Below are 25,563 nucleotides of genomic sequence, written 5' to 3'. Positions count from 1 at the left end.
ATGGACCGGGCGGAACGCATCGGCTTCTGGGTTTCGGGCGTCGCCCATGCCGGGCTGTTGGGCGCGGCGCTGGTCGGCGGCGCGCTGTTCCGGCCGCAGCCGCTGGAGGCCGTGCGCATGGCCGAGGTCGCGACCATGTCCGAGGCCGAGTTCCAGTCGCTGGCCGCCGCGGCCGCCGGGCGCGGCCCGGTATCCGATGCCGCCGCGACCACCCCGGCGCAGCCGCGTCCGCCCGCCGACGAGAACCGGCTGGGCGAGGTCGAGGCGGTCAGCCCGCCCGCCCCCGATGCGCAGGCGGCAGAGCTGTCCACGCCCCCCTCGCGGCCCGAGGCGCGGCCGGACCTGTCGGATTTCCAGACCCCGAACCGGCCTGTCGCCGTGGCGACCGATGCGCCGCGCCCCGCCGAGCCGCAGAATACCGTGGACCTGGCGGCGCTGCCACAGGCGTCGGACCGCCCCGATCCGGCGCGCAATCCCGCCCAGCCGCAATCGCCGGCGCCGATCCCGCAGCGTTCGGCGCTGGCCCTGGTCGAATCCTCGCGCCCTCGCGGCCGCCCCGAAGGGCTGGCCGAGGCCGTGCAGGCCCGCCGCGCCGCCGCGGAGGCCGCGCGCCAGCGCGAGGAATTGCTGGCCCGGCAGGAAGCCGAGGCGGCTGCCGAACGCACCGCCGCCGCCAAGGCCGAGGAGGCCGCCGCCCGCCGCGCGGCCGAGGAACGCGCCAGGGAAGAGCGCCGCGAAGCCCAGGCCCAGGCCGATGCGGAAGCCGCCCGCAAGGCCGAGGAAGCCGAGGCCCGCGCCCGCCGCCTGGCCGCGGCCGAAGCGGCCGATAAGGCCGCCGCCGAGGAAGCCGCCGCCGAAAAACGCGCCGCCGAGCGCAAGGCCGAGGCCGAGCGCCGCGCCGCCGCCGAGAAGGCCGCCGCCGAAAAAGCGGCAGCCGAGAAAGTCGCTGCCGAGAAAGCTGCGGCTGAAAAGGCTGCCGCTGAAAAGGCCGAGGCCGAGAGAAAGGCCGCCGAGGCGAAGGCCCGCAAGGAGGCCGAGGAACAGGCCGCCGCCGAACGCGCCGCAGCCGAGAAGAAGGCGGCCGAGAAGGCTGCCGCCGAAGCCAAGGCCCGCGAGCAGGCCGAGGCCGAGCGCAAGGCCGCCGAGGCCGCCAAGCAGGCCGCGCTGGCCGAGGCGATGCAGGACCAGGGCTCGGGCGGTTCGGGCGGCGGTGGCGCCGCCGCGAACGGGCCGCCGCTGAGCCAGGGCGAGAAGGACGGCTTCCGCGTGGCGGTCGAGCAATGCTGGAACCGCGGCTCGCTGTCGACCGAGGCCAGCCGGACCACGGTTTCGGTGCAGTTCTCGATGGCGCCGGACGGGACGGTGGAAAAGGGCTCGCTGCGCATGATCGGCCATGATGGCGGCTCGGATGCGGCAGCGAAACAGGCCTACGAGGCCGCGCGCCGGGCGATCCTGATGTGCGAAAAGGGCGGCTACAAGCTGCCGCCGGAAAAATACAACCGCTGGAAGGACGTCATCATCGACTTCAACGCCAGCGGCGGCGCGCGGGTCAAGTGACATGGCATCCCGCATGGCATCTCTCGGTGCGACACTCTATCCTGCAACCAAGACCTCCAGAGGGCGAAACATGTTGCGTAAATTCCTGCTGACCTCCGTCATGGCCCTTGCGGGTCTTGGGCTTGCCGCGCCGGTCCTGGCGCAGGACGGGCCCTTGCGGATCGAGATCACCGACGGCGTGATCGAGCCGATGCCCTTCGCCATCGCCCGCTTCCACGACGAGGGCGGCGCGGGCGAATACCTGGCGCAGGTGCAGAACCTGATCGCCGCCGACCTGACCGGCACCGGCCTGTTCCGCGAGATCCCGGCCAGCGCCCATATCGCGCGGCCCGAAAGCTTCGACGCGCCGGTCTCCTACGAGGACTGGAAGGCGATCAACGCCCAGGCGCTGATCACCGGATCGGTCAAGGTCGAGGGCGGCAAGGTCGTGGTCAAGTTCCGCCTGTTCGACGTCTTCGCCGGCCAGCCGCTGGGCGACGGCATGCAGTTCGACGCGGCGACCGGCAACTGGCGCCGGGCCGCGCACAAGGCGGCCGACCAGGTCTATTCGCGGCTGACGGGCGAGGGGCCCTATTTCGACAGCCGCGTCGCCTTCGTGCAGGAAACCGGCCCGAAGGACGCGCGCCGCAAGCGTATCGGCATCATGGATTACGACGGCGCCAACGTGAAATGGCTGACCGACGATGCCACGCTGGTGCTGAAGCCGCGCTTTTCGCCCGACGGCTCGCGGCTGCTTTACACCAGCTATGCCACCGGCTTCCCGCAGGCGATGATGATGGACGTGAACTCGCTGGGCGTGCGCCAGCTGGGCGCGAGCCAGCAGGGCACGATGAGCTTTTCGCCCCGCTTCTCGCCCGACGGGCGCTGGATCGTCTATTCGCTGGAGAAAAGCGGCAATACCGACATCTACCAGATGGATGCCGCGACCGGGGCGCAGCGGGCGCTGACCAATGCGCCCTCGATCGAGACCTCGCCCAGCTACAGCCCGGACGGCAAGCAGATCGTCTTCGAAAGCGACCGCTCGGGGACGCCGCAGCTTTACGTCATGGGCGCGAACGGCGGCGAGCCCAGGCGGATCAGCTTTGGCGAGGGGCGCTATGGCACCCCGGTCTGGTCGCCGCGCGGCGACATGATCGCCTTTACCCGGCAGGTCGGCGGCAAGTTCCACATCGGCGTCATGCGCACCGATGGTTCGGAAGAGAAAATGCTGACGGAATCGTTCCTTGACGAGGGCCCGACTTGGGCCCCCAATGGGCGCGTCGTGATGTTCACGCGGGTGACGCCGGGCGGCGACGGCCAGCCGCGCCTGCATTCGGTGGACATCACGGGGCGCAACATGCGCCCGGTCAAGATCAACGGCGCAGCCTCGGACCCCGATTGGGGCCCGCTGCTGCCCTGAAGCGCGTAAGATGGACAGGATTATGAAAACTTTCATGAAAATTGCCGCGATCGGCGCCGTTCTCGCGCTGGCGGCCTGCGCCCGGCCGGCGCAGGACATGCAGGTCCAGGATCCCTATGCCGGGGCGGGCGGCCTGGGCGGGGTGGGCGCGACCGCGCTGCCGGGCACGGCCGAATATTTCAAGGCCAGCGTCGGCGATACCGTCCTGTTTCCGCTGGACCAGTCCACCCTGACCGCCGAGGCGCGGATGACCCTGGCCAACCAGGCCGGCTGGCTGAACCAGAACCAGGGCTTCTCGGCCGTGATCGAGGGCCATGCCGATGAGCAGGGCACCCGCGAATACAACCTCGCCCTGGGTGCCCGCCGCGCCAATTCGGTGCAGGAATACCTGATTTCGCAAGGCATCGCGCCGGGCCGGCTGCGCACCGTCAGCTATGGCAAGGAGCGCCCGCTGGCGATCTGCTCGACCGAGGAATGCTTTACCAAGAACCGCCGCGCGGTGACCGTGGTCAGCCCAGGGGCGGGCATGTGATGGCGGCCTGGGGTTTCAGGGGGCTGCTGCTGGCCGCCGGTTTCGCGCTGGCGGCCTGGCCCGCGGCGGCGCAGGATGCGCGGACCCTGGCCGACATCCGGGCCGAGCTGTCCCAGCTTTCGTCCGACCTGCAAAGCCTGCGCGCGCAGCTTGTCGCCTCGGGGCCGGCCGGTTTCGCGGCGGCGGGCGGCGACAGCGCCATCGACCGCATGAACGCGATGGAGGCGCGGCTGGCGCAGCTGACCGGCCAGACCGAGCAATTGCAGAACCGCATCGACCGCATCGTCCGAGACGGCACCACCCGCATCGGCGACATCGAGTTCCGCCTGTGCGAGATGGAGGAGGGCTGCGACCTGGGCAGCCTGACCACGCCGACGCTGGGCGAACAGGGCGGATCGGCGCCCCTGTCGCCCTCGGACCAGCAGGGCGCGCTGGCGCAACCCACGACCCCCTCGGCCGGGGCTGCCGCGACCGCGGCGGAAAAGGCCGATTTCGACCGGGCTCGGGAGGTGCTCGGTCAAGGTGACTTTCACCGTGCTGCGGAACTCTTCGCGGCCATTGCCGAAACCCATGCTGGCGGCCCGCTGACCGCCGAGGCGCTGTTCCTGCGCGGGGCGGCGCTGGATTCCGCCGGCGACCTGGAAGGCGCGGGCGTGGCCTGGCTGGAAAGCTTTGCCGCCAACCCGAACGGGCCGCAGGCGGCGGATGCGCTTCTGGGCCTGTCGCGGGCCATGTCCGCCAAGGCCGGCCCGCAGGAAGGCTGCTTCTATCTTCAGGAAATCATCGCCCGCTTCCCCGCCGCCCCGCAGGCGGCCGAGGCCGAGCGGCGCATCGCCGAGACCGGCTGCGACGCGCCGGCCGAGCCGCTGGATGAGGATCTGGACCCCGAGGCCGCCGCGGACATGGCGGATGACGGCTGAGCCGGTCGCGGCGCGGGTCCATGCCGCGCTGGACCATCTGGCCGGCACCCGCCCCGCGTTGGGCATCGCCCTGTCGGGGGGCGGCGATTCCACCGCCTTGCTGCACCTGGCCCATGGCTGGGGCCGCGCGCGCCTGCTGGCGGCGACCGTCGATCACGGGCTGCGCCCCGGCTCGGCCGCCGAGGCGCAAGAGGCCGGGCGGGCGGCCGCGGCCCTGGGCATTCCCCATGAAACCCTGCGCTGGACCCGCCGGGACGGCGGCAACCTGATGGCCGCCGCGCGCGAGGCGCGGCTGGGCCTTCTGGCCGATTGGGCCGGGCGGCACGGCCTGTCCGCCGTGCTTCTGGGCCATACGCTGGACGACCAGGCCGAGACCGTGCTGATGCGCCTGAACCGGGGTGCAGGCGTGGACGGGCTTTCCGCCATGGCCCCCGCGCGCGAGGCTTTCGGCGTGACCTGGCTGCGACCCCTGCTCGACGTCGGCCGCGCCGAACTGCGGCAATGGCTTGCGGCGCGCGGGCTGGGCTGGGCCGACGATCCCTCGAACGAGAACGAGGGCTTCGAGCGGGTGCGGGTGCGCAAGACCATCGCCGCGCTGGACCTGCCGATGCGGCAGCTGGCGCAATCGGCGGCGAATCTGGCCATGGCGCGCGATGCGCTTTGCGCCTTCGCCGCGCAGGTGGCCCAAGGCGCGCAAAGCCGCGCCGGCTCGCTGGCATTGCCGCTCGACCCCTTTCGCGCCGCGCCGCTGGAGATCCGGCGGCGGCTTCTTGTCGCAGGGCTGCGCTTCGTCTCTGGTGCCGCCTATCCCCCCCGGCGCGAGGCGGTGCTGCACGCGCTGGCGGCGCTGGAAACCGGCACGCGCCTGACGCTGGAGGGCGTCATCGCCGAGCCGCGGGACGGGTTCCTGCGGCTGGTCCGCGAACCGGCCGCCGCCGCCCGCAGCCCCGCCGCCGACGGTGCCGATGCGGTCTGGGACCGGCGCTGGCGCGTGGACGGCCTGCGCGCGGGCCAGCAGGTGCGCGCGCTTGGCCATGACCCGCTGCCGGGGCTGGACTGGCGCGGCGCCGGCCTGACCCGGGACGAGGCGGCCTCCAGCCCCGGCATCTGGGCGGGCGGGGGGCTGATCGCGGCGCCCGTGCTGCGGCCGGTGCCGGATTGCGGCGCAAAGCCGCTGCGCGGGATGGAGGAATTCGGCGCGCTGCTCTATACGCATTGAACCTGACGCCGGAATCCCTATTTTCAGGCGGAAGCCTGTTTACCCGCGGAGGACATGCCTTTGGGCAACGCGCGCAATATCGCCTTCTGGGTGGTGCTGTTTCTGATGATCCTGGCCCTGTTCAACCTGTTCAGCGACGGATCGGCCCAGATGAACAGCCGCCAGATCAGCTATTCCGATTTCATCCAGCGGGTGGAAAAGGATGAGATCACGGCCGTCACCATCGACGGCGAAAACGTCGGCATCATCGCCAAGGACGGTAAGCAATATGCCACCGTGCGGCCGCAGGGCGAAGAAATCGCGGACCGGCTGATCGGCAAGGGCGTCGAGGTCAAGGTCGAGCGCCAGCAGCAATCGGGCTTCATGTCGCTCCTGGGCGTCTGGCTGCCCTTCATCCTGCTGATCGGCGTCTGGATCTTCTTCATGAACCGCATGCAGGGCGGCGGCAAGGGCGGGGCCATGGGCTTCGGCAAGTCGCGCGCCAAGCTCCTGACCGAAAAGCACGGCCGCGTGACCTTCGACGACGTGGCCGGCATCGACGAGGCCAAGGAAGAGCTGGAAGAGATCGTCGAATTCCTGCGCAACCCGCAGAAATTCAGCCGCCTCGGCGGCAAGATCCCGAAAGGTGCGCTGCTGGTCGGCCCGCCCGGCACGGGTAAGACGCTGCTGGCCCGCGCCATCGCCGGCGAGGCTGGCGTGCCCTTCTTCACCATCTCGGGTTCGGATTTCGTCGAGATGTTCGTCGGCGTCGGCGCCAGCCGCGTCCGCGACATGTTCGAGCAGGCCAAGAAATCCGCCCCCTGCATCGTCTTCATCGACGAGATCGACGCGGTCGGCCGTGCCCGCGGCGTCGGCATCGGCGGCGGCAACGATGAGCGCGAGCAGACCCTGAACCAGCTGCTGGTCGAGATGGACGGCTTCGACGCCAACGAAGGCGTCATCATCATCGCCGCCACCAACCGCAAGGACGTGCTGGACCCGGCGCTTCTGCGCCCAGGCCGCTTCGACCGCCAGATCTATGTGCCGAACCCCGACATCAAGGGCCGCGAAAAGATTCTCGGCGTGCATTCGCGCAAGGTGCCGGTCGGCCCCGACGTGGATCTGCGCATCATCGCCCGCGGCACGCCGGGCTTTTCCGGCGCCGACCTGATGAACCTGGTCAACGAGGCCGCGCTGATGGCCGCGCGCATCGGCCGCCGTTTCGTGACCATGGAGGATTTCGAGAACGCCAAGGACAAGGTCATGCTGGGCGTCGAGCGCCGCAGCATGGTCCTGACCCCCGAGCAGAAGGAAAAGACCGCCTATCACGAGGCCGGCCACGCCATCGTCGGCCTGTCGCTGCCGAAATGCGACCCGGTCTACAAGGCGACGATCATCCCGCGCGGCGGCGCGCTCGGCATGGTGGTCAGCCTGCCGGAAATGGACCGGCTGAACTATCACAAGGACGAGGCCAAGCAGAAACTGGCCATGACCATGGCCGGCAAGGCCGCCGAGATCATCAAATACGGCGAGGAAGGGGTGTCGAACGGCCCGGCCGGCGACATCCAGCAGGCGAGCGCGCTGGCCCGCGCCATGGTGATGCGCTGGGGCATGTCCGACAAGGTCGGCAACATCGACTATGCCGAGGCGCATGAGGGCTATTCCGGCAATACCGGCGGCTTCTCGGTCTCGGCCGCGACCAAGGAGCTGATCGAGCAAGAGGTCCATGACCTGATCGAGGAAGGCTATCGCGAGGCCTATCGCATCCTGAACGAGAAGCAGGAAGAGTTCGAGCGCCTGGCCAAGGGGCTCCTGGAATACGAAACCCTGACCGGCGAGGACATCGGCCGGGTGATCCGGGGCGAGCCGCTGGGCGGCGACGACGATGCGCCCGGCTCCTCGATCCCCTCGGTCAGCGCGATTCCGCGGGCGGGCGCCGCCAAGCCCGCGCCGGACGCCGCGCCCCAGCCGCAGGGCTGACGCCCCGGTCGGAAACAGGAAAGCCCCCGGATCGGCTCCGGGGGCTTTTTCATTGGCGGAGCCTGCGAGGGCCGGGAAAGATGCGGCGGGTCAGAACAGCAAAAGCGCGACCGCGCCCAGCGCGAGGCCCAGGCCGAAACCCAGGTTGATGACAAGGCTTGCTGGTTTCATCCGGTATCCTTTCCAAAGCGGGGCGGCTCCTTTCCCCAGTTGACGGCAAAACGCCGATTCGGACCAAGGCGTTCCCTATTCGGCGGAAATCCGCCTATTGCCTGCGGCAATTTCGACACAGCCGGGGCTTGCACCGGACGGCGGGGCAGGGCATGGGACGGGATATGAGCCGCCCCGAACCCGAACTGCCCCCGAACTCTGCCATGCCCGAACTGCGCGCGCGCATCGACGCGCTGGATGCGCGGCTGGTGGCGCTGCTGGCGGAACGCTCGGCGCTGATCGACGAGGCGGCGCGGATCAAGCTGCGCGAGAACCTGCCCGCCCGCATCGACAGCCGCGTCGAGGAGGTCGCCGCCAATGCCCGCCGGCTTGCCCTGCGCCAGGGGCTGGATCCCGACCTGGCGGAACGGCTGTGGCGGGTGATGATGGAGCATTTCATCGCCCAGGAGGACCGGGTGCTTTCCGATCCCCGCCGCGACTAGGCTGCCGCCTGAACCGGATTTAGCCGATGATGCTGGTGCCTCAGGGCGGTAGCAGGTCGCCAGCGGAGGGGCACCCAAGGGCCAAGCCGGTGCGCTGCGAAGGCGGATCAGTCCCGAGATCTGCGTAGCCGCCGATAGAACTCCGCTGTCCCTTGCATTCCATCGTGGCGCGGCAGGGTCTTTGCGATGTCACGACCAACCCCCAAAAACCGCCGCAAGCACCTCTGCCACTTCGCGCCAAACGGCCGCCGGGGCCGTCGGCCAACACTCACCGGGGCCGTAAGGGTCCGGGGAATGCCCATTATGCCGGTGATGAAGCTTGCCGGGGGCTTTGCCCCCGCGCGTTCCGCGCTCCCCCAGGATATTTGTCCACGAAAGAAGCCGGGGGACGATTGGCCCGTTCTTTCGTGGAAAAATATCCTGCGGGGGTCCGGGGGCGCAAAGCCCCCGGCTGCGACATTGCCCAGGCTGGACAAGGGGGCATTCTCAGACCGGAATCATCGTGCCCTGGAGCATGGCGACATGCTTGCGCCTGTCCCCGGTTTCGGCCCAGACATTGGCGGCGACCACCAGGATGCGGCGGCCGGGGCGGATCACCCTTCCCTCGGCCACCAGCCGGTCCCCGGTCGCGGGGGACATCAGGTTGATCTTCATCTCGACCGTCATCACCTCGGCCTCCGCGGGCATCAGCGTCAGCGCGGCATAGCCTGCCGCCGAATCGCCGATCGAGAAGGCGAGGCCGGCATGGCCTGCGCCATGCTGCTGCAGCGAGCCGGGCAGGATCGGCGCGGCGATGGCGACCTGGCCGGGCCCGACGCTTTCCAGCCGCGCGCCCAGGGTGCGCATCATGCTCTGGCGGTCGAAACTGGCGCGGATGCGACTTTCCAGGTCATTCATCGAACAGGCTCTCCTGCGTGCGGGGGGCGTCGAGGCCCAGGTGGCGCCAGCCCAGCCGCGCCAGCATGCGGCCGCGCGGCGTGCGGGCGACCAGGCCCTGCTGCATCAGGTAGGGCTCGATCACCTCTTCGATGGAATCGCGGCTTTCCGACAGCGCGGCCGAAAGCGTCTCGACCCCGACCGGGCCGCCGCCGTAATGTTCGGCCATCAGCGTCAGGTAGCGCCGGTCGGCCATGTCGAGGCCCAGGTGATCGACGCCAAGCCGGGTCAGGGCGGAATCGGCGATCTGGCGGGTCAGCCTGCCGTCGCCCTCGACCAGCGCGAAGTCCACCACGCGGCGCAAGAGCCGGCCGGCGATGCGGGGCGTGCCGCGGGCGCGGCGGGCGATCTCGCGCGTGCCCTCGGGTTCCGAGGGGATGCCCATCAGCCGGGCGCCGCGGGTCACGATCAGGTCCAGTTCCTCGATGGTGTAGAATTGCAGCCGGGTCGGGATGCCGAAGCGGTCGCGCAGGGGCGTGGTCAGCAGGCCCAGCCGGGTGGTGGCCCCGACCAGGGTGAAGGGTTGCAGCTCGATCCGCACCGTTCGCGCCGCTGGGCCTTCGCCGATCACCAGGTCCAGCTCGAAATCCTCCATCGCCGGATAGAGGATCTCCTCGACAGCGGGGTTCATGCGGTGGATCTCGTCGATGAACAGCACGTCGCGGGCTTCCAGGTTGGTCAGGATCGCGGCCAGGTCGCCTGCCCGCGCCAGCACCGGGCCGGAGGTCATCTTGAAGTTCACCCCCAGCTCGCGCGCCATGATCTGCGCCAGCGTGGTCTTGCCGAGGCCGGGGGGGCCGTGGAACAGCGTGTGGTCCATGGCCTTGCCGCGCATCCGCGCGCTTTCGATGAAGACGCGCAGATTCGCCCGCGCCTCGGCCTGGCCGACGAAATCCTCGAGCCGCTGCGGGCGCAGCGCACGGTCCTCGCCGTCGCTTTCCAGCGGTTCGGGGCGCAGCATCGGGTCGGGCTGGCTCATCTTGCGCCCCAGGGGCCGCCCGCGCCCGCGGCCATGGCTTGCAGCCGGGCGATGCGTTCCTCGGTCGGGGGATGGGTGGCGAAGAGCCGGTCCATGCGCAGCGCATGCAGCGGGTTCACGATGAACAGGCTGGCCGCGGCCGGGTTGCGCTCGGCCGGGATGTTCATCACCTGGCCTGCGGCGCGCGAGATCTTGGCCAGCGCGCCGGCCAGCGCCATCGGCCGGCCGCAGATCTCGGCGCCGATGCGGTCGGCCTCGTATTCGCGGGTGCGCGAGATCGCCATCTGCACCAGCGCCGCCGCCAGGGGCGCGAAGATCATCGCCAGGATCGCCGCCAGCCCGCCGCCGCGATTGTCGTCGCGCCCGCCGAACATGCTGGAAAACATCAGCATGTTGCCCAGCATGGCGATGGCGCCGGCCATGGTGGCCGTCACCGTCATGACCAGCGTGTCGCGATGCTTGATATGCGCCAGCTCATGCGCGATCACCCCGGCCAGTTCGTCGCGGTTCAGAACCCGCATGATGCCCTGCGTCACCGCGACGGCGGCGTTTTCCGGGTTGCGGCCGGTGGCGAAGGCATTGGGCTGTTCGGTTTCCAGCACATAGACCTTGGGCATGGGCAGGCCGGCCCGCTGCGCCAGCGCCGCCACCATGTCCACCAGCTCGGGCGCCTGCTGGCGCGTGACCGGGTGCGCGCCCTGCTGGCGCAGCACCATCTTGTCGCTGTTCCACCAGGCGAAGACATTGCCCGCCCCGGCGACCAGCAGCGCGATCACCGCGCCGCCCTGGCCGCCGATCAGCCAGCCCATGCCCATGACCAGCGCCGTCAGGGCGGCCATCAGGATGAAGGTGCGCAGGTTTCCGGTCATCGTCCTTACTCCTTGGGCGCCAGCAGCCGCAGGGCCGCGCGGATCAACGCGGCGGTCGGCGCGGCGGGTTCCCGTGCCGCGGCCTCGGCCACCGCCGAGGCGGCCTCGGACGGAGCATAGCCCAGATTGCCGAGCGCCGAGAGCGCATCCGCCGTCGCCTGCGCCGAGGAGGGTGCCGAATGCGCGGGGGCGGGCGCGGCGGTTTCGACCAGCTCGACCTCGGGCAGGGGGCCGGGATCGACGGTCAGCGCGCCGCCAAGCGCCATCACCGCCGGGGCCTTGTCCTTCAGCTCCATCACCACGCGCTGCGCCAGTTTCGGGCCGACGCCGGGGGCCTTGCGCAGCGCCGACCAGTCGCCAAGCGCCAGCGCCCGCGACAGCCCGTCGGGCCCCAGCGTGCCCAGGATCGCCAGTGCCACCTTGGCCCCCACCCCCTGCACCAAGGTCAGGAGCCGGTGCCATTCCTTTTCCAGAAGCGTCGGAAAGCCGAAAAGCTGCAGCAGATCCTCGCGCACCAGCAATTCGGTATAAAGCGCCGTCGCCTGCCCGGCGGGGGGCAGGCTGGCGGCGGTGCGTTCGCTGACATGGACGATATAGCCCACGCCGCGCACGTCGATCAGCACATGGTCCTGCGCCCGGTGCAGGATCACTCCGGCGATGCGTCCGATCATTCCCCGTCCCTCATGCGCTGGCCTTGATGCGCAGGGCGCGGCCCTGCAGGTGATGGGCGTGGCAGATCGCCACGGCCAGCGCGTCCGCCGCGTCCGGCCCGGCGAATTCGACGCCGGGCAGCATGAAGCGGACCATGTGCTGGATCTGTTCCTTGGCGGCATGGCCGACGCCGACCACGGTCTTCTTGACCGCGTTCGGGGCGTATTCGCCGATCTCCAGCCCCGCCTCGGCCGGGGCCAAGAGGGCGATGCCGCGCGCCTGGCCCAGCTTCAGCGTGCCCAAGGCGTCCTTGTTCACGAAGGTCTGCTCGACGGCGGCGGCATCGGGGGCGTGCCGGGCGATCACCGCGCAAAGCCCGCGGTAAAGCGCGGCGAGGCGCGGCCCCAGATCGCCCGCCTCGGAATGGACGATGCCGTTGTCCAGGTGCCGCAGGCGCGGCCCCTCGACCGCGATCACCCCCCAGCCCATGTTGCGCAGGCCGGGGTCTATGCCGATGATCTTCATGCCTGTTCCCTTGTTTTGATCCAGCGTTAGCACGAAAGGCGAACATCGCCTAGTTGCTTTGTCATTCGCTTGACATCCCGGCCCCCCGCCGCGAACAGAGGGGCACGAAAAGGGGACGAGGGACAATGTCGCCAGCACTGATCGCCGCGCTTCCGTTCATCGGGGCGCTGCTGCCCGGATTGCTGATCCGTTCGGGACGCGACGTCGCGGCCATCTCTTGCGCGACGGCGACGTTCATCGCGCTTCTGGGGCTTTGCCTGCATATCCCGGCGGTCATGGCGGGCGAGGTCGTCACGGCGCGTTTCGAATGGCTGCCCTCGCTGGGGCTGAACGCGAATTTCCGCATCGACGGGCTGGGCCTTCTGTTCGGCATCCTGATCCTGGGCATCGGCCTGCTGATCATCGCCTATGCGCGCCATTACCTGTCGCGCCAGGATCCGGCGGGGGTGTTCTACACCTACCTGATGCTGTTCCAGGGCGCGATGCTGGGCATCGTGCTGTCCGACAACATCCTGCTGCTGCTGGTGTTCTGGGAGCTGACCTCGCTGTCGTCCTTCCTGCTGATCGGCTACTGGAAGCACCTGCCCGAGGGGCGGCAGGGCGCGCGCATGGCGCTGACCGTGACCGGCATGGGCGGGCTGGCCATGATCGCGGGGATGCTGATCCTGGGCAATATCGCCGGCAGCTTCGACATCACCGACATCCTGCAGGCGCGCGAGGCGATCCAGGCCAGTCCCTATTACCTGCCCGCGCTGCTGCTGATCCTGCTGGGGGCATTCACCAAATCGGCGCAGTTCCCGTTCCATTTCTGGCTGCCGCATGCGATGGCGGCGCCGACGCCGGTTTCGGCCTATCTGCATTCGGCGACCATGGTGAAGGCTGGGCTGTTCCTGATGGCGCGGCTGTGGCCGGTGCTGTCGGGCACGCCCGAATGGTTCTATATCGTCGCCACCACCGGGCTTGCGACCATGGTGCTGGCGGCCTGGATCGCCATCTTCCGCGACGACCTGAAATCGCTGCTGGCCTTTTCCACCGTCTCGCACCTGGGCCTCATCACCATGCTCCTGGGCTTCGGCACCGAGGCGGCGGCGGTGGCGGCCGTGTTCCATATCGTCAACCACGCCACCTTCAAGGCGGCGCTGTTCATGACCGCCGGCATCATCGACCACGAGGCCGGCACCCGCTCCATCGCCCGGCTGGGCGGGTTGCGCCGGCTGATGCCGATCACCTTCGTCATCGGCACCCTGGCGGCGCTGTCCATGGCCGGCATCCCGCCGCTCAACGGTTTCCTGTCGAAAGAGCTGATGCTGGAACAGGCCACCCATGCCGCGTGGCAGGGCCATCCGGGCCTGGTCGCGGCGACGGCCACGCTGGGGGCGCTGTTCTCGGTCTGCTATTCGCTGCGCTTCGTCTGGCAGGTGTTCCTGGGCCCCGAGCGCCAGGATTACCCGCACCGCCCGCATGATCCGGGCTTCGGCCTGTGGTCCGCCCCGGCGTTGCTGGCGGTACTGGTGGTGCTGATCGGACTGTTTCCCGACTCCATGGCCGGCTGGCTGGTCGCGGCCTCGGCCAGCGCCGTCACCGGCACGGCGCAGCATCCGCATCTGGCGCTGTGGCATGGCGTGACGCCGGCGCTGATGCTGTCGGCCGTCGCGCTGGCGGGCGGGGTGGCATTGCTGGCGCTGAACCGCCGGCTGCTGGCCCTGCGCGCGGCAATGGCATGGCCCGAGGCCAAGGCGATCTTCGACGCCATCACCCGCGCAGTCACCTGCGCGGCGGGCTTCCTGACCGACCGGCTGACGAACGGGTCCATGGCGCGGGCCTTTGCCGCCTTTTCGCTGACCGTGGTGCTTTGCGGGCTCTGGGCCTTCTCGACCGGAGGCTGGCAGGGCGCGACGCGGCCGATGCTGCCCATCCAGCCGGTGCCGCTGGTCGGCTGGGTGCTGCTGATGGTGGCGACCTGCTGCATGGTCGCCTTTCACCGCCGCCGCATCCTGGCGCTGGTGCTGGTCGGCATCATCGGGCTGATGGTCTCGGTCAGCTTCATCTACCTGTCGGCCCCGGACCTTGCGCTGACGCAGATCTCGGTCGAGGTGGTCACGGTGGTCCTGCTGCTGCTGGCGCTGAACTTCCTGCCCAAGTTCACCGTGATCGAAAGCCCCGACCGCAAGCGCGGCCTGGACGCCTTCATCGCCACGCTGACCGGGCTGGGCTTTGGCGCGCTGGCCTATGTCATCATGCGCAGCGACTTCGCCTTTTCCCCGATCTCGGAATACATGCTGGCCAACAGCTACAAGCTGGGCGGCGGCGACAACGTGGTCAACGTGATCCTGGTGGACTTCCGCGGCTACGATACCTTCGGCGAGATCACCGTGCTGGGCATCGCCGCGCTGACCATCTTTGCCCTGACCGAGACGCTGCTGGCCGGCGCCACCGGCCGGCGGCTGCGCAACTGGGTCCATGACAGCCGCCGCGCCGGCGACCGCCATCCGCTGATGCTGGTGGTGGTGACGCGGCTGGTCCTGCCCATCGCGCTGGTGGTGGGGCTTTATATCTTCCTGCGCGGCCACAACATGCCGGGCGGCGGCTTCGTCGCCGGGCTGGTGGTTTCGGTGGCGCTGGTGTCGCAATACATGGCCTCGGGCTTTGCCTGGGCGCAGGAGCGGCAAAAGATCAACTATCACGCGCTGATCGGCGCCGGCGTCATCGCCGCCGGGCTGACCGGCATCGGCGCCTGGTTCGCGGGGCTGCCCTTCCTGACCTCGACCTATGGCTATGTGAAGCTGCCGGGGCTCGAGGAGTTCGAGCTGGCCTCGGCCATGGGCTTCGACCTGGGCGTGTTCCTGTGCGTGGTGGGGGCGGTGATGCTGGCGCTGAACTCGCTGTCGCGCATCGCGCGGACGGCGGGCGAGACGGTGAACCTGCACCCGATGGACATCGACCCCAGCAAGGAGGCGCGGCGCTGATGGAACTGCTGCTGTCAAGCGCGATCGGCATGCTGACCGCGGCGGGGGTCTATCTGATCCTGCGCCGGCGCAGCTTTGCCGTGGTGCTGGGCATGACCATGCTCAGCTATGCCATCAACCTGTTCCTGTTCTCGACCGGGCGGCTGGTGGTGAACGCGCCGCCGGTGCTGCGGGACGGGGCGGCGAGCTATACCGACCCGCTGCCGCAGGCGCTGGTGCTGACCGCCATCGTGATTTCCTTCGGCATGACCGCGGTGGTGGTGATGATGGCGCTGGGTGCCTTCCTGGAAGGGGGAGACGACCGCGTGGACATGCCGCGCGCCGACCGCCTGCCGGCCGATTCCCTTTCTGCCGATCGCATGTCCGGGGATGGTGACGCATGAGCCACCTGATCATCGCCCCCGTCGTCCTGCCCGCGGTCATCGGGCCGCTCATCATCCTGTGGATGCGCCACGACCTGCTGCTGCAGCGGGTGTTCTCGGTCGCCGCGACCGCGGCGCTGGCCGGGGTTGCGCTTTACCTCAACCTGCTGGCGGCGGGCGGAGAGGTGCAGGTTTATCGCCTGGGCAACTGGGCCGCGCCCTTCGGCATCGTCTTGATGCTGGACCGGCTGGCGGCGCTGATGCTGCTTCTGACCGCGCTTCTGGCGCTGGCGGTGCAGCTTTACGCCATGGGCTCGGGCTGGGACCGCAAGGGCCGGCATTTCCATGCGCTCTGGCAGTTCCAGCTGATGGGGGTCTGCGGCGCCTTCCTGACCGGCGACGCCTTCAACCTGTTCGTGTTCTTCGAGATCCTGCTGATCGCCAGCTACGGGCTGATGATCCACGGCGGGGGCGAGATGCGGCTGCGCGCCGGCGTGCAATACATCGCCTACAACCTCGCCGGCTCGACCCTGTTCCTGGCGGCGCTGGGGGTGCTCTATTCCGTCACCGGCACGCTGAACATGGCCGACATGGCGCTGCGCGTGGCGGCGATGCCGGCCGAGGACACGGCGCTCTTGCGCGTCGGCGCGGTGCTCTTGATGCTGGTCTTTGCGATCAAGGCGGCGCTGGTGCCGCTGCATTTCTGGCTGCCCTCGACCTATGCCAATGCGCCGGGGCCGGTGGCGGCGCTGTTCGCCATCATGACCAAGGTGGGGGTCTATGGCATCATCCGCTTCTTCACCCTGGTCTTTCCGCAGGATGCGGTCACGCAAAGCGTGGTGGCGGACCTGCTGCTGCCCGCGGCGCTGTTCACCCTGGCCATCGGCCAGGTCGGCATCCTCGGCACCCGCCACCTGGGCCGGCTGGCCGCCTTCGCCGCCATCGGCTCGATCGGCACGCTGATGATCGCGGTGGCGCAATTCACGCCGCAAGGCACCTCGGCCGCGGTCTATTACCTGGTCCATTCGACGCTGGCGGCCGGCGCGCTGTTCCTGGTCATGGACATGATCGGCGCGCGCCGGGGCGACCTGTGGCTGCGGCTGGACCGGGTGATGCCGGGCAACGGGCTCGTCGCGGCGCTGTATTTCGTCGCCGCCATCGCCGTGGTGGGGATGCCGCCCTTCTCGGGCTTCGTCGGCAAGCTCTTGGTGATGCAGGCGACCGGGGGGGCGCCGGCGATGGTCTGGATCTGGGCGATCATCCTGATCACCTCGCTGGTCGCGATCTATGCCCTGTCGCGGGCCGGCACCATCCTGTTCTGGAAAAGCTTCGAGCTTGGCTTGGCCCCCGCTCCGCCTGCGGCAGCCGCGGCTGGCCCCAAGCTGGAGCCGGACGAGCCGGTCCAGGATCTCGGCGATGCGCCGGCGAACTGGCTGGCGGTGGCCTCGGTGGTGCTGCTCCTGTCGGGCATCGTCGCGCTGACCGCATTCGCCGGCCCCGCCATGCGCCTGGCCGAGGCGACGGCGGCGCAGCTTCACGACCCCGACGCCTATGTCTCGGCCGTGCTGGAAGGGCAGGAGGGCACGAAATGATCCGCCGGCTGTTCCCGCATCCCTGGCTGTCCTTCACGCTGGCGCTGGTCTGGATGGCCCTGGTCAACCGCTGGGCCGTGGGCTCGCTGGTCTTTGCCGCGATGATCGGCGTGGTGGTGCCGCTGGTCACCGCGCCCTATTGGCCCGGCACGAACGGCTATCGCGCGCCCTCCAGGATCCCCGCCTATCTGGCCATGGTGCTGTGGGACATCGCCAAGGCGAATTTCACCGTGGCGCGGATCGTGCTGTTCATGCCGCGCCGCGCGCTTCGGCCGGCCTGGATCGCCGTGCCGCTGGAGCTGCGCCACCCCGAGGCGATCACGGCGCTGGCCGCGACCATCACCCTGACCCCCGGCACGGTCAGCTGCGACCTGTCCGAGGACGGGCGCGCCCTGCTGGTCCATGCCATGCACGCCCCCGACCCGGATGCGGTGCTGGACGAGATCAAGACCCGCTACGAGGCCCGGCTGAAGGAGATCTTCGAATGATCGGACACGCGCTGCTCTTCGCCTATGGCTGCTTTTCGCTGGCGCTGCTGTTCTGCCTTTACCGGGTGGTCTTTGCGCCGGGCCTGTCGGACCGGGTGCTGGCGCTGGACACAATGGCGATCAACATGATCGCGCTCCTGACGCTGTTCGGCATCGACAAGGGCACGACGATGTATTTCGAGGCCTCGCTGATGTTCGCCATGGTCGGCTTCATCTCGACCGTGGCCTATGCGAAATTCGTCCTGCGCGGCGACATCATCGAATAGGGGATGGGCATGATCGCGGAAATCATCGTCTCGGTCCTGCTGGTGCTGGGCGGGTTCTTTGGCCTCGTCGGCTCCTACGGGCTGGTCAAGCTGCCCGACCCGATGACCCGGCTGCACGCGCCGACGAAATCGGCGACGCTGGGCGTCGGGGCGGTGCTGGTCGCCTCGCTGATCTGGTTCCCGGCGCGGCACGGGGTGCTGACCTGGCACGAACTGCTGATCACGCTGTTCCTGTTCCTGACCGCGCCGGTCACCGGCTATTTCATCGCCAAGGCGCATATGCACCTGGGCTGGAGCCGCGACGACCTGCCCCGCCCGGCGCCCGGCAAGGACTGGGCGACCTTCTGCGACCCGGACAAGGAAAGCCTGGTCGACCGGCAGCCGGGGGACTAGCCAGGCGGCACGCTTGCTGGGGGCTTTGCCCCCGCGCGTTCCGCGCTCCCCCAGGATATTTATCCACGAAAGAAGCCAGGCGAGAAAGCCGGTGTGGCCGCTTCTTTTGTGCTTAAATATCCTGCGGGGGTCCGGGGGCGCAAAGCCCCCGGCTGCGCCGGTCCCGCCGGTCCGGCCATGAAAAAAGGGCGGAAAGCCCGCCCCCTCTCGTTCCGGCCTGATGCGCGGTTCAGATCAGCCCGGCGTGGGCCAGCGCCGCGTCGACGCGGGCCTTGGTCGCATCGGTCAGCCCGACCAGCGGCAGGCGCACGGCGTCGCTGCAAAGGCCCAGCCGCGACATGGCGTATTTCGCGCCCGCCACCCCCGGCTCCAGGAAGATCGCCACATGCAGCGGCATCAGCTTGTCCTGGTAGTCCAGCGCGCGGGCGTAATCGCCCGCCAACGTCGCTTCCTGGAACGCGGCGCAGAGCCGGGGCGCCACGTTCGCCGTGACCGAGATGCAGCCGACGCCGCCATGGGCGTTGAACCCCAGCGCCGTCGCGTCCTCGCCAGAAAGCTGGACGAAATCCTTGCCGCAGGCCGCGCGCTGCATCGAGACGCGCTCGAGCTTGCCGGTCGCGTCCTTGACGCCGATGATGCGCGGCAGCCGGGCCAGTTCGCCCATGGTCTCGGGCGCCATGTCGATGACCGAACGGCCGGGGATGTTGTAGATGATGATCGGCAGGTCGCTTGCGTCGTGCAGCGCGGTGTAATGCGCGACCAGCCCGGCCTGGGTCGGCTTGTTGTAATAGGGCGTCACCACCAGTGCCGCATCGGCGCCCGCCGCCTGCGCGTACTGCACCAGCCCGATCCCCTCGCGCGTCGAGTTCGAGCCGGCGCCGGCGATGACCGGGATGCGGCCGGCGGCCATGCGCACGACCTCTTCGATCACCTTGCGGTGTTCCTCATGGCTCAGCGTCGGGCTTTCGCCGGTGGTGCCGACGGGCACCAGCCCGTGGCTGCCCTGGTCGACATGCCACTCGACAAGCTTTTCCAGCGCGGGGAGATCCAGCTCCCCGTCCGGGGTGAAGGGCGTGACCAGCGCGGGCAGCGAGCCTCTGAACATGTGGGTATCCTGAATTTGCCTCTGATGGCGGCTTACATGCGGATGCGCGGATTGCCAAGGATGTGAGTTGCGCCGCGCGGCGGAACCTCGCAGAAATGGGGCCATGATGTATCCTTTCCGCGACAGGATCCTGGGGCCGGCACTGGCCCTTGCGCTGAGCTTCGCCCTGCCGGCCGGGGCCGAGGATGCCGGGCATCTGTCCCGCGCCCTGGCGGCGGCGGCGATGCGCGACTGGACCACCGCCGCGGCCGCGGCCGAAGCCTCGGGGCCCATCGCCCGCGACCTGATTGCCTGGCAGCGGCTGCGGGCCGGGCAGGGCGGCTGGCCGGAATATCGCGACTTTGCCCGCCGCCATGCGGATTGGCCCGGCATGGCGCTGTTCTGGAAGCGCGGCGACGCGGTGCTGCGCCCCGACCTGCCGCCGACGGAGGTGATCGCGTGGTTCGGCACCCGCCGGCCCGACACGCTGAACGGTGCCACGGCCCTGATCGTGGCCCTGCAGGCGACCGACCCCGCGGCCGCCAGGGCCGAGATCGCGCGGTTCTGGACCGAGCAGGCGCTGACCAAGCCCGAGGCCGACGCCTTTCTGGCCGCCCATGGCGCCGAGGTTGCCGGGCTGCACGATGCGCGGCTGATGCGGCTTCTGGATCTGGGCGAATGGCAGGCGGCGCAGGTGGTGCTGCCCATGGCCTCGGCCCCGGCGCAAGCCCTGGGCCGCGCCCGGCTGGCGCTGCAATCGGGGCAGGCCGGAGTGGATGCGCTGATCCTGGCCCTGCCCGAGGCGCAGCGGGACGATGCGGGCCTGGCGCTCGACCGTTTCCGCTGGCGGGTCTGGGCCAAGATGCCCGAACTGGCGCGCGACCTGATGCTGGAGCGCTCGACCAGCGCCGAGGCGCTGCGCGATCCCGCGGCCTGGGCCGGCAAGCGCGCCGATTACGCGCGCCTTGCGCTGCGGCAGGGCGACTGGACCCTGGCCGAAAGGCTGGCCGCCGGGCATTTCCTGCCGCCGGGCAGCGATGCCTTTTCCGACCTGGAGTGGCTGGCGGGCTATGCCGCGCTGCGCGGCGGCGCGGCGGACCGGGCGCTCCAGCATTTCCGCACGCTCGAGCAGGCGGTGGCGAGCCCGATCTCGCTGTCGCGCGCGCATTACTGGCAGGGCCGGGCGCTGGAGGCCGGGGGCGACGAGGCCGGCGCCGCGGCGGCCTATGCCCGCGCCGCCGCATACCAATCCGCCTGGTATGGCCAGCTGGCCGCCGAAAGGCTGGGCCTGCCGATGCAGCCCGCGCTGGCCGTCGCCGGGCGCAGCGCGGCCAGCCTGCCCGACTGGCGCGGCAGCCCGCTGCGCACTAACCCGGTCTGGCAGGCCGGCACTTGGCTGGTCGCGGCGGGCGAGCCCGACCAGGGCGCGCGCTTCTTCCTGCACCTGGCCGAGACCGCCGCGCCCGAGGACATCGGCCGCATGGCGCGGATGATGCTGGAGATGCGGCAGCCCTGGCACGCGCTGCGCCTGGCCAAGGCCGCCGCCGCCAAGGGCGCGGTCTATCCGGCCGCCTATTTCCCGCTGACGGGCCTTGAGAACAGCGAGCTGGGCCTGCCGCCCGAGCTGGTCATGGCCATCGCCCGGCGCGAAAGCGAGTTCAACCACACCGTCTCGTCGCATGCCGGGGCGCTGGGGCTGATGCAGGTCATGCCCGACACCGCGCGTTCCATGGCGCGCAAGGTCGGCGAGCCCTTCGAACAGGCGCGGCTGACCCGCGACGCCGCCTATAACGCCCGGCTGGGCGCTGCCTATCTGGCGGGGCTGCGCGACCGCTTCGGTCCCTCGATCGCGCTGGTCGCGGCGGGCTACAATGCCGGGCCGGGGCGCTCGGCCCGCTGGCTGGACGAGTTCGGCGACCTGCGCGGGCAGGTGGACCCGGTCGATTGGGTCGAGATGATCCCCTTCGACGAGACGCGCAACTACGTCATGCGCGTGGCCGAGGCGCTGCCGGTCTATCGCGCCCGCATCAAGGGCCAGCCGGTGCCGCTGGTGCCGACATGGGATCTGACCGGGGGCGGCATGAAGCCCGCGCCGGCGCCGCCGCCGATCCGGCTGGTCGCCTCGTCCCGGCCGTCGATGCCGGCGCGCCGGCTGGCGGCCTATGCCGCGGGCGGCGTGCTGGCCGAGGTGCTGGGCCCGGCGCCGGTCGAGGAGGCCAGCGCCGCCCCGCTTAGCGCTGCCCGGCCCGCTCGCGCTGGCGAGCGCGCCACCAGGTGAACAGGCCGGCGCCGACGACGATGAGGCCGCCGAGGGCGACGTTCGGCGCCAGCGTCTCGCCAAAGATCACCACGCCAAAGAGGCTGACCCAGACGAGCTGGGTATAGGAGAACGGCTGCAAGGCCGAGGCCTCGGCCAGCTCATAGGCCTTGATGAGCATGAAATGCGCCACCACCGCCGCAAAGCAGAGCAGCAGGAGCCAGGGGATGTCGCGCCCGGCGATGGGCTCCCAATGCCAGATGCCTACCAGGGTGATGGCGACGGCCCCGGCGATGCCGGTCCAGAAAAAGCTGACCATGGCCGGATCGTCGCGCCCGACCATCCGGGTCAGCAGGCCATAGACCGCGAACATGGCCGCGCCGACGAAGGGCAGCACCGCATCGGCGCTGAAGACGCCGCTGCCCGGTTTCAGCACGATCAGGATGCCGACGAAGCCCACGGCGACTGCCGCCCAGCGGCGCCAGCCGACCTTTTCGCCCAGGACCGGCCCGGACAGCGCCGAGATCAGCAGCGGGTAGCAGGCAAAGATCGCATGGGTGTTGATCAGGCCCAGCCGCACGAAGGCCTCGACCGTGACCACGACCTCCGCCACCAGCAGCACGCCGCGGAATATCTGCGTCCAGGGCCGTTTCGAGCGGACGGCGCGGGCCAGTCCGCCCGGTGCCCGTGCGCAAAGCAGGATCACGAAGGCCGCGAAGAACCAGAAGCGCAGCATGATGACGAAGATCGGCGAATAGGCGGCGCCCAGATAGCGCGAGATGCCGTCCTGCGCCGCGAAGATCAGCGCCGAGGCACAGATCATCAGGATCGCCGCGCCCTGCCGTTCGGCGCGCGGCACGGCAAGCGGCGGCGGGACGGCAGGCGGGCTGGCTGCCGGGGCCATCAGCGGCCCCGTCTGGCGGTTGTTGGGCATTGCGGATATCCCAGTCTTGAGTTTCGCCCATGCCCTTGCACGCGGCAAAGGTCAAGCCGGGCTCAGTCGCGCTGACGCACCAATCCTGCGAACTCGTCGAAAAGCTGCGGGTTGGCGGCGACGATCGAGCCCGATTCGATCGCGCTCTGCTCGGGCCGGATCGATTCGACGAAGCCGCCGGCCTCTTTCACCAGCAGGATGCCGGCGGCCACGTCCCAGGACTTGATGCCGCGTTCCCAATAGCCCTCGTAGCGGCCGGCCGCGACATAGGCGAGGTCCAGCGAGGCCGCGCCCCAGCGCCGGACGCCCGCGGTCAGCGGCATCAGCCGCGACAGGTCGCGCAGCGTCGCGGGCAGGGTGCCGCGCCCGGCAAAGGGCACGCCGGTGGCAAAGATCGATTCGATCATCTGCCGGCGGCCCGAGACGCGGATGCGGCGGTCGTTCAGGAAGGCGCCGTCGCCTCGCTCGGCGGTGAACAGCTCGTCCTTGGCGGCGTCGAAGACCACGGATGCGACGATCTCGCCCTTATGCTCCAGCGCGATCGAGACCGCCCAATGCGGCAGGCCGTGCAGGAAGTTGGTGGTGCCGTCCAGCGGGTCGACGATCCAGCGCCGGGTCGGGTCTTCGCCGGCTTCCTCGCCGGTTTCCTCGCCGATCCAGCCGTAGTTCGGGCGGGCGGTGCGCAGCTCTTCCTTGATGATGCGCTCGGCCTCGCGGTCGGCGCGGCTGACGAAATCGCCCGCGCCCTTGACCGAGACCTGGAGGTTCTCGACCTCGCGGAAGTCCTTGACGAGGCTGCGGCCCGCCTTGCGCGCGGCCTTGATCATGATGTTGAGATTGGCGCTGGCCATGGCTTTTCCTTTTTGGGATTGCCAGCCTATTAGGCGAAGGGCCGCGCAAAGTGAAGCCGGCGCGGCGGTCAGTGCGTTGCGATCATGGCATAGCCGGGATGAAAGGCCACCCGGACCGAGGTGATGGCGCCCAGGTCGTTGAAGGTGGTGCGCTGCAGGATCAGAAGCGCGGTGCCCTGCCGCGTCTCCAGCAGCCGGGCGTCGCGGGCGCTGGCGTTCTCGGCCGAGAACGCCATGTCGGCATGCAGCCAGGGAAAGTTCCTGACCAGCCATTCGTTGGCGGTGATGCGCTGGAAATCCACCGCCTCGGCCCCCGGCGCGGCGGCGGGGTTGATCCAGCGGTCCTCGGCCTGGAAGGGCTTGTCGTCGCCGTAATGCACGGTGCGCAGGTGGATCAGCTCGCGCCCCTCGGGCAGGGCCATGCGGGCGGCGACATCGGCCGGCAGCGGGCTGCGGCGCTGCGCGACGACGCGGTGGCTGTATTCCATCCCCGCCTGCTCGATCTGCTCGCGCACGATGGGGATGGTCAGCGTGGCCTTGCGCGCCGGGTTCACCGTCACATGGGTGCCGGCGCGGCGCTTGCGGTCCAGAAGCCCCTCTTCGGCCAGCATCTGCAGCGCCTTGTTCACCGTGGCGCGGGCGACGCCGAACTCGACGGCCAGTTCGGCCTCGTCCGGGATGCGGTCGCCCTGCCGCCATTCGCGGTCCACGATGCGGCGGCGCACCTCGCTGGTGATGGCTTGCGCCTTGGAGGCGTTTCTTTCGGTCACATGCGATCCTGAAGCCGGGCTATGGTCGCCAGATAATCGGCGATGATGCGGTCGCGGTCCATATGCCGGCCGTCCCGCACGACATGGCGGCCCGCCGACCAGACGTCGCGCACCAGCCCGTCATGGCCGGCAAAGACCAGGCTGTCGAGCAGCTGGTCGCCCTTGCGCCCGGCCATGACCGGATTGTCCAGCCCGACCGCGATCAGGTCGGCCCAGAGGCCGGGCCGGATCGCCCCCGTCTCGCGCCCCGCCGCCGTGGCGCCGCCGTCGAGCCCGGCCTCGTAGATCACCCGCCCGGTCGAGCGTTCCGGCTGGGCCAGGATCGCCCGGCCGCGGTCGCGCAGGCGCTGGCTGTATTCCAGCGTCCGCAGTTCCTCGACCAGCGAGATGCGGATGTTGCTGTCCGAGCCGAAGCCGACGCGGCCCTGCGCCTCGGCCCAGATGGTGCCGTTGAAGATGCCGTCGCCCAAGGACGATTCGGTGATCGGGCACAGCCCCGCCACGGCGCCGGTGGCGGCCAGGCGGCGGGTCTCGTCCTCGGTCATGTGGGTCAGGTGGATCAGCGTCCAGCGCCGGTCGGGCTGGTGGTTGTCCAGCAGCCATTCGACCGGGCGGCGGCCATAGGCGGCGCTGATTTCCTCGATCTCGGGCAACTGCTCGGCCAGGTGCATGTGCAGCGGCCGGCCGGGGCGCAGCGCGACGCAGGCTTGCAGGCCCTCGGGGCTGACCGCGCGCAGCGAATGCGGGGCGACGCCGATGCCCGAATCGGCGGGCAGGGCGCGCAGCGCGGCCTCGCAACCGTCCAGCAGGCGCTGGAATTCCTCGGGCGTGGTGCCGAAACGGTTCTGGCCGGGGGCGAGCGGCCGGCGGTCCACGCCGCCGAACTGGTAATGCACCGGCAAGAGCGTCAGGCCGATGCCGGTGCGCCCGGCGGCGGCGGCGATGCGTTCGCCCATCTCGGCGATATTGTCGTAATGCGCGCCGCCGGGGCGGTGGTGCAGGTAATGGAACTCGACATTGGTGGCATAGCCGGCCTCCAGCATCTCCATCTGCACCAGCGCGGCGATTGCCTCGACATCCTCGGGCGTCAGGTGGTCGAGGAAGCGATACATGATCTGGCGCCAGGTCCAGAAGGTGTCGCGCGGCTCGGGGCCCTTCGCTTCGCTGAGGCCGGCCATGGCGCGCTGGAAGGCGTGGCTGTGCAGGTTGGCAAGCGCCGGCAGCAGCAGGCCCGTGCGATGGCCCTGCGGGGCGGCGTCCTTTTCCACCGCCGCGATTCGGTCCTGTTCGACCGTCACCCGGACATTTTCTGCCCATCCATCGGGCAACAAGGCCCGTTCCGCCCAGATAACCGTCATCCCGTCGCCCTTCTTTGTGCCAAAATAAGTTTAGACATAGAGA

24 protein-coding genes are annotated in these 25,563 nt (G+C 69.8%); 14 read left to right on the top strand and 10 right to left on the bottom strand.

Annotation, left to right across the window (positions count from 1 at the left end; translation table 11 throughout):
* The 7 genes from tolA (at window position 1) to IT40_RS06885 (ending at window position 8,239) form a co-directional block, all read left to right on the top strand.
* Entirely contained in the window at window positions 1-1,557 is a 1,557-nt protein-coding gene (tolA, locus tag IT40_RS06915) for a cell envelope integrity protein TolA (RefSeq protein ID WP_036752269.1), read from the top strand.
* Window positions 1,558-1,645: 88 nt separating this feature from the next.
* Window positions 1,646-2,956, top strand: a complete 1,311-nt coding sequence (tolB, locus tag IT40_RS06910; RefSeq protein WP_370362679.1) for a Tol-Pal system beta propeller repeat protein TolB — start codon at window positions 1,646-1,648, stop codon at window positions 2,954-2,956.
* Window positions 2,957-2,978: 22 nt separating this feature from the next.
* Complete coding sequence (gene pal, locus IT40_RS06905) at window positions 2,979-3,488, top strand: peptidoglycan-associated lipoprotein Pal (RefSeq protein ID WP_036752264.1); 510 nt, start codon at window positions 2,979-2,981, stop codon at window positions 3,486-3,488.
* The gene (locus IT40_RS06900) at window positions 3,488-4,408 is read left to right on the top strand and encodes a tetratricopeptide repeat protein (RefSeq protein ID WP_036752261.1); all 921 of its coding nucleotides are present in this window, start codon (window positions 3,488-3,490) and stop codon (window positions 4,406-4,408) included. The genes pal and IT40_RS06900 overlap by 1 nt, the downstream gene beginning before the upstream one ends.
* Complete coding sequence (gene tilS / locus IT40_RS06895; RefSeq protein ID WP_036752258.1) at window positions 4,398-5,627, top strand: tRNA lysidine(34) synthetase TilS; 1,230 nt, start codon at window positions 4,398-4,400, stop codon at window positions 5,625-5,627. The genes IT40_RS06900 and tilS overlap by 11 nt, the downstream gene beginning before the upstream one ends.
* Before the next feature lie 60 nt (window positions 5,628-5,687).
* Entirely contained in the window at window positions 5,688-7,586 is a 1,899-nt protein-coding gene (ftsH, locus tag IT40_RS06890) for an ATP-dependent zinc metalloprotease FtsH (protein ID WP_036752405.1), read from the top strand.
* A 335-nt stretch (window positions 7,587-7,921) separates the two neighbouring features.
* Complete coding sequence (locus IT40_RS06885) at window positions 7,922-8,239, top strand: chorismate mutase (protein ID WP_036752255.1); 318 nt, start codon at window positions 7,922-7,924, stop codon at window positions 8,237-8,239.
* A gap of 486 nt (window positions 8,240-8,725) precedes the next feature.
* On the opposite strand, the gene IT40_RS06880 is transcribed toward IT40_RS06885, so the two are convergent.
* Genes IT40_RS06880 through ruvC form a run of 5 tightly spaced genes read right to left on the bottom strand, consistent with a single transcriptional unit; the run spans window position 8,726 to window position 12,199 of the window.
* Window positions 8,726-9,136 (bottom strand): PaaI family thioesterase, encoded by a 411-nt coding sequence (locus IT40_RS06880; protein ID WP_036752252.1) that lies wholly within the window; start codon window positions 9,134-9,136, stop codon window positions 8,726-8,728.
* Complete coding sequence (gene ruvB / locus IT40_RS06875; RefSeq protein ID WP_036752249.1) at window positions 9,129-10,154, bottom strand: Holliday junction branch migration DNA helicase RuvB; 1,026 nt, start codon at window positions 10,152-10,154, stop codon at window positions 9,129-9,131. The genes IT40_RS06880 and ruvB overlap by 8 nt, the downstream gene beginning before the upstream one ends.
* Window positions 10,151-11,023, bottom strand: a complete 873-nt coding sequence (gene htpX / locus IT40_RS06870; protein ID WP_036752247.1) for a zinc metalloprotease HtpX — start codon at window positions 11,021-11,023, stop codon at window positions 10,151-10,153. Before htpX ends, ruvB begins: the two co-directional genes overlap by 4 nt.
* 5 nt (window positions 11,024-11,028) lie before the next feature.
* Entirely contained in the window at window positions 11,029-11,694 is a 666-nt protein-coding gene (ruvA, locus tag IT40_RS06865) for a Holliday junction branch migration protein RuvA (RefSeq protein ID WP_036752244.1), read from the bottom strand.
* Between the two features lie 10 nt (window positions 11,695-11,704).
* On the bottom strand, window positions 11,705-12,199 hold the full coding sequence (ruvC, locus tag IT40_RS06860; protein ID WP_036752241.1) for a crossover junction endodeoxyribonuclease RuvC: 495 nt from the start codon (window positions 12,197-12,199) through the stop codon (window positions 11,705-11,707).
* Window positions 12,200-12,324: 125 nt separating this feature from the next.
* On the opposite strand from ruvC, the gene IT40_RS06855 reads away from it, so the two are divergent.
* From IT40_RS06855 to IT40_RS06830, 6 genes are read left to right on the top strand one after another with little or no spacing between them, the layout of a single operon-like run.
* The gene (locus IT40_RS06855; RefSeq protein WP_036752238.1) at window positions 12,325-15,165 is read left to right on the top strand and encodes a monovalent cation/H+ antiporter subunit A; all 2,841 of its coding nucleotides are present in this window, start codon (window positions 12,325-12,327) and stop codon (window positions 15,163-15,165) included.
* A complete protein-coding gene (locus tag IT40_RS06850; protein WP_036752235.1) occupies window positions 15,165-15,548 on the top strand; it encodes a Na+/H+ antiporter subunit C in 384 nt (127 codons plus the stop codon). The genes IT40_RS06855 and IT40_RS06850 overlap by 1 nt, the downstream gene beginning before the upstream one ends.
* A complete protein-coding gene (locus IT40_RS06845) occupies window positions 15,545-17,119 on the top strand; it encodes a monovalent cation/H+ antiporter subunit D (RefSeq protein WP_036752232.1) in 1,575 nt (524 codons plus the stop codon). The genes IT40_RS06850 and IT40_RS06845 overlap by 4 nt, the downstream gene beginning before the upstream one ends.
* Window positions 17,116-17,607: a Na+/H+ antiporter subunit E gene (locus IT40_RS06840; protein WP_036752230.1), complete on the top strand. Its 492-nt coding sequence runs from the start codon at window positions 17,116-17,118 to the stop codon at window positions 17,605-17,607. Before IT40_RS06845 ends, IT40_RS06840 begins: the two co-directional genes overlap by 4 nt.
* Window positions 17,604-17,873: a K+/H+ antiporter subunit F gene (locus tag IT40_RS06835; protein WP_036752227.1), complete on the top strand. Its 270-nt coding sequence runs from the start codon at window positions 17,604-17,606 to the stop codon at window positions 17,871-17,873. The genes IT40_RS06840 and IT40_RS06835 overlap by 4 nt, the downstream gene beginning before the upstream one ends.
* Before the next feature lie 9 nt (window positions 17,874-17,882).
* Window positions 17,883-18,266 (top strand): Na+/H+ antiporter subunit G, encoded by a 384-nt coding sequence (locus tag IT40_RS06830; RefSeq protein ID WP_036752398.1) that lies wholly within the window; start codon window positions 17,883-17,885, stop codon window positions 18,264-18,266.
* A 229-nt stretch (window positions 18,267-18,495) separates the two neighbouring features.
* Here the strand turns inward: IT40_RS06830 and dapA are convergent, their stop codons facing one another.
* The gene (gene dapA, locus IT40_RS06825; protein WP_036752225.1) at window positions 18,496-19,371 is read right to left on the bottom strand and encodes a 4-hydroxy-tetrahydrodipicolinate synthase; all 876 of its coding nucleotides are present in this window, start codon (window positions 19,369-19,371) and stop codon (window positions 18,496-18,498) included.
* A gap of 103 nt (window positions 19,372-19,474) precedes the next feature.
* Here dapA and IT40_RS06820 point away from each other — a divergent pair, with 103 nt between their 5' ends.
* Window positions 19,475-21,628: a lytic transglycosylase domain-containing protein gene (locus tag IT40_RS06820; protein ID WP_243700151.1), complete on the top strand. Its 2,154-nt coding sequence runs from the start codon at window positions 19,475-19,477 to the stop codon at window positions 21,626-21,628.
* On the opposite strand, the gene IT40_RS06815 is transcribed toward IT40_RS06820, so the two are convergent.
* From IT40_RS06815 to IT40_RS06800, 4 genes are all read right to left on the bottom strand, one after another.
* Window positions 21,582-22,541, bottom strand: a complete 960-nt coding sequence (locus tag IT40_RS06815; protein WP_084196884.1) for a DMT family transporter — start codon at window positions 22,539-22,541, stop codon at window positions 21,582-21,584. The genes IT40_RS06820 and IT40_RS06815 overlap by 47 nt on opposite strands.
* A 62-nt stretch (window positions 22,542-22,603) precedes the next feature.
* Complete coding sequence (locus tag IT40_RS06810) at window positions 22,604-23,392, bottom strand: inositol monophosphatase family protein (protein WP_036752221.1); 789 nt, start codon at window positions 23,390-23,392, stop codon at window positions 22,604-22,606.
* Between the two features lie 68 nt (window positions 23,393-23,460).
* Complete coding sequence (locus IT40_RS06805; protein WP_036752217.1) at window positions 23,461-24,162, bottom strand: GntR family transcriptional regulator; 702 nt, start codon at window positions 24,160-24,162, stop codon at window positions 23,461-23,463.
* Window positions 24,159-25,520 carry a formimidoylglutamate deiminase gene (locus IT40_RS06800; RefSeq protein ID WP_036752215.1) on the bottom strand — a complete coding sequence of 454 codons (1,362 nt, stop codon included), beginning with the start codon at window positions 25,518-25,520 and terminating at the stop codon, window positions 24,159-24,161. The genes IT40_RS06805 and IT40_RS06800 overlap by 4 nt, the downstream gene beginning before the upstream one ends.
* Window positions 25,521-25,563: the final 43 nt, after the last annotated feature.

Origin of the sequence: Paracoccus versutus (assembly GCF_000763885.1) — a bacterium.
Taxonomy (GTDB): domain Bacteria; phylum Pseudomonadota; class Alphaproteobacteria; order Rhodobacterales; family Rhodobacteraceae; genus Paracoccus; species Paracoccus versutus.
Note: the sequence above shows the minus strand (reverse complement) of the source record. Positions and strands in the feature narration are given on the sequence as shown.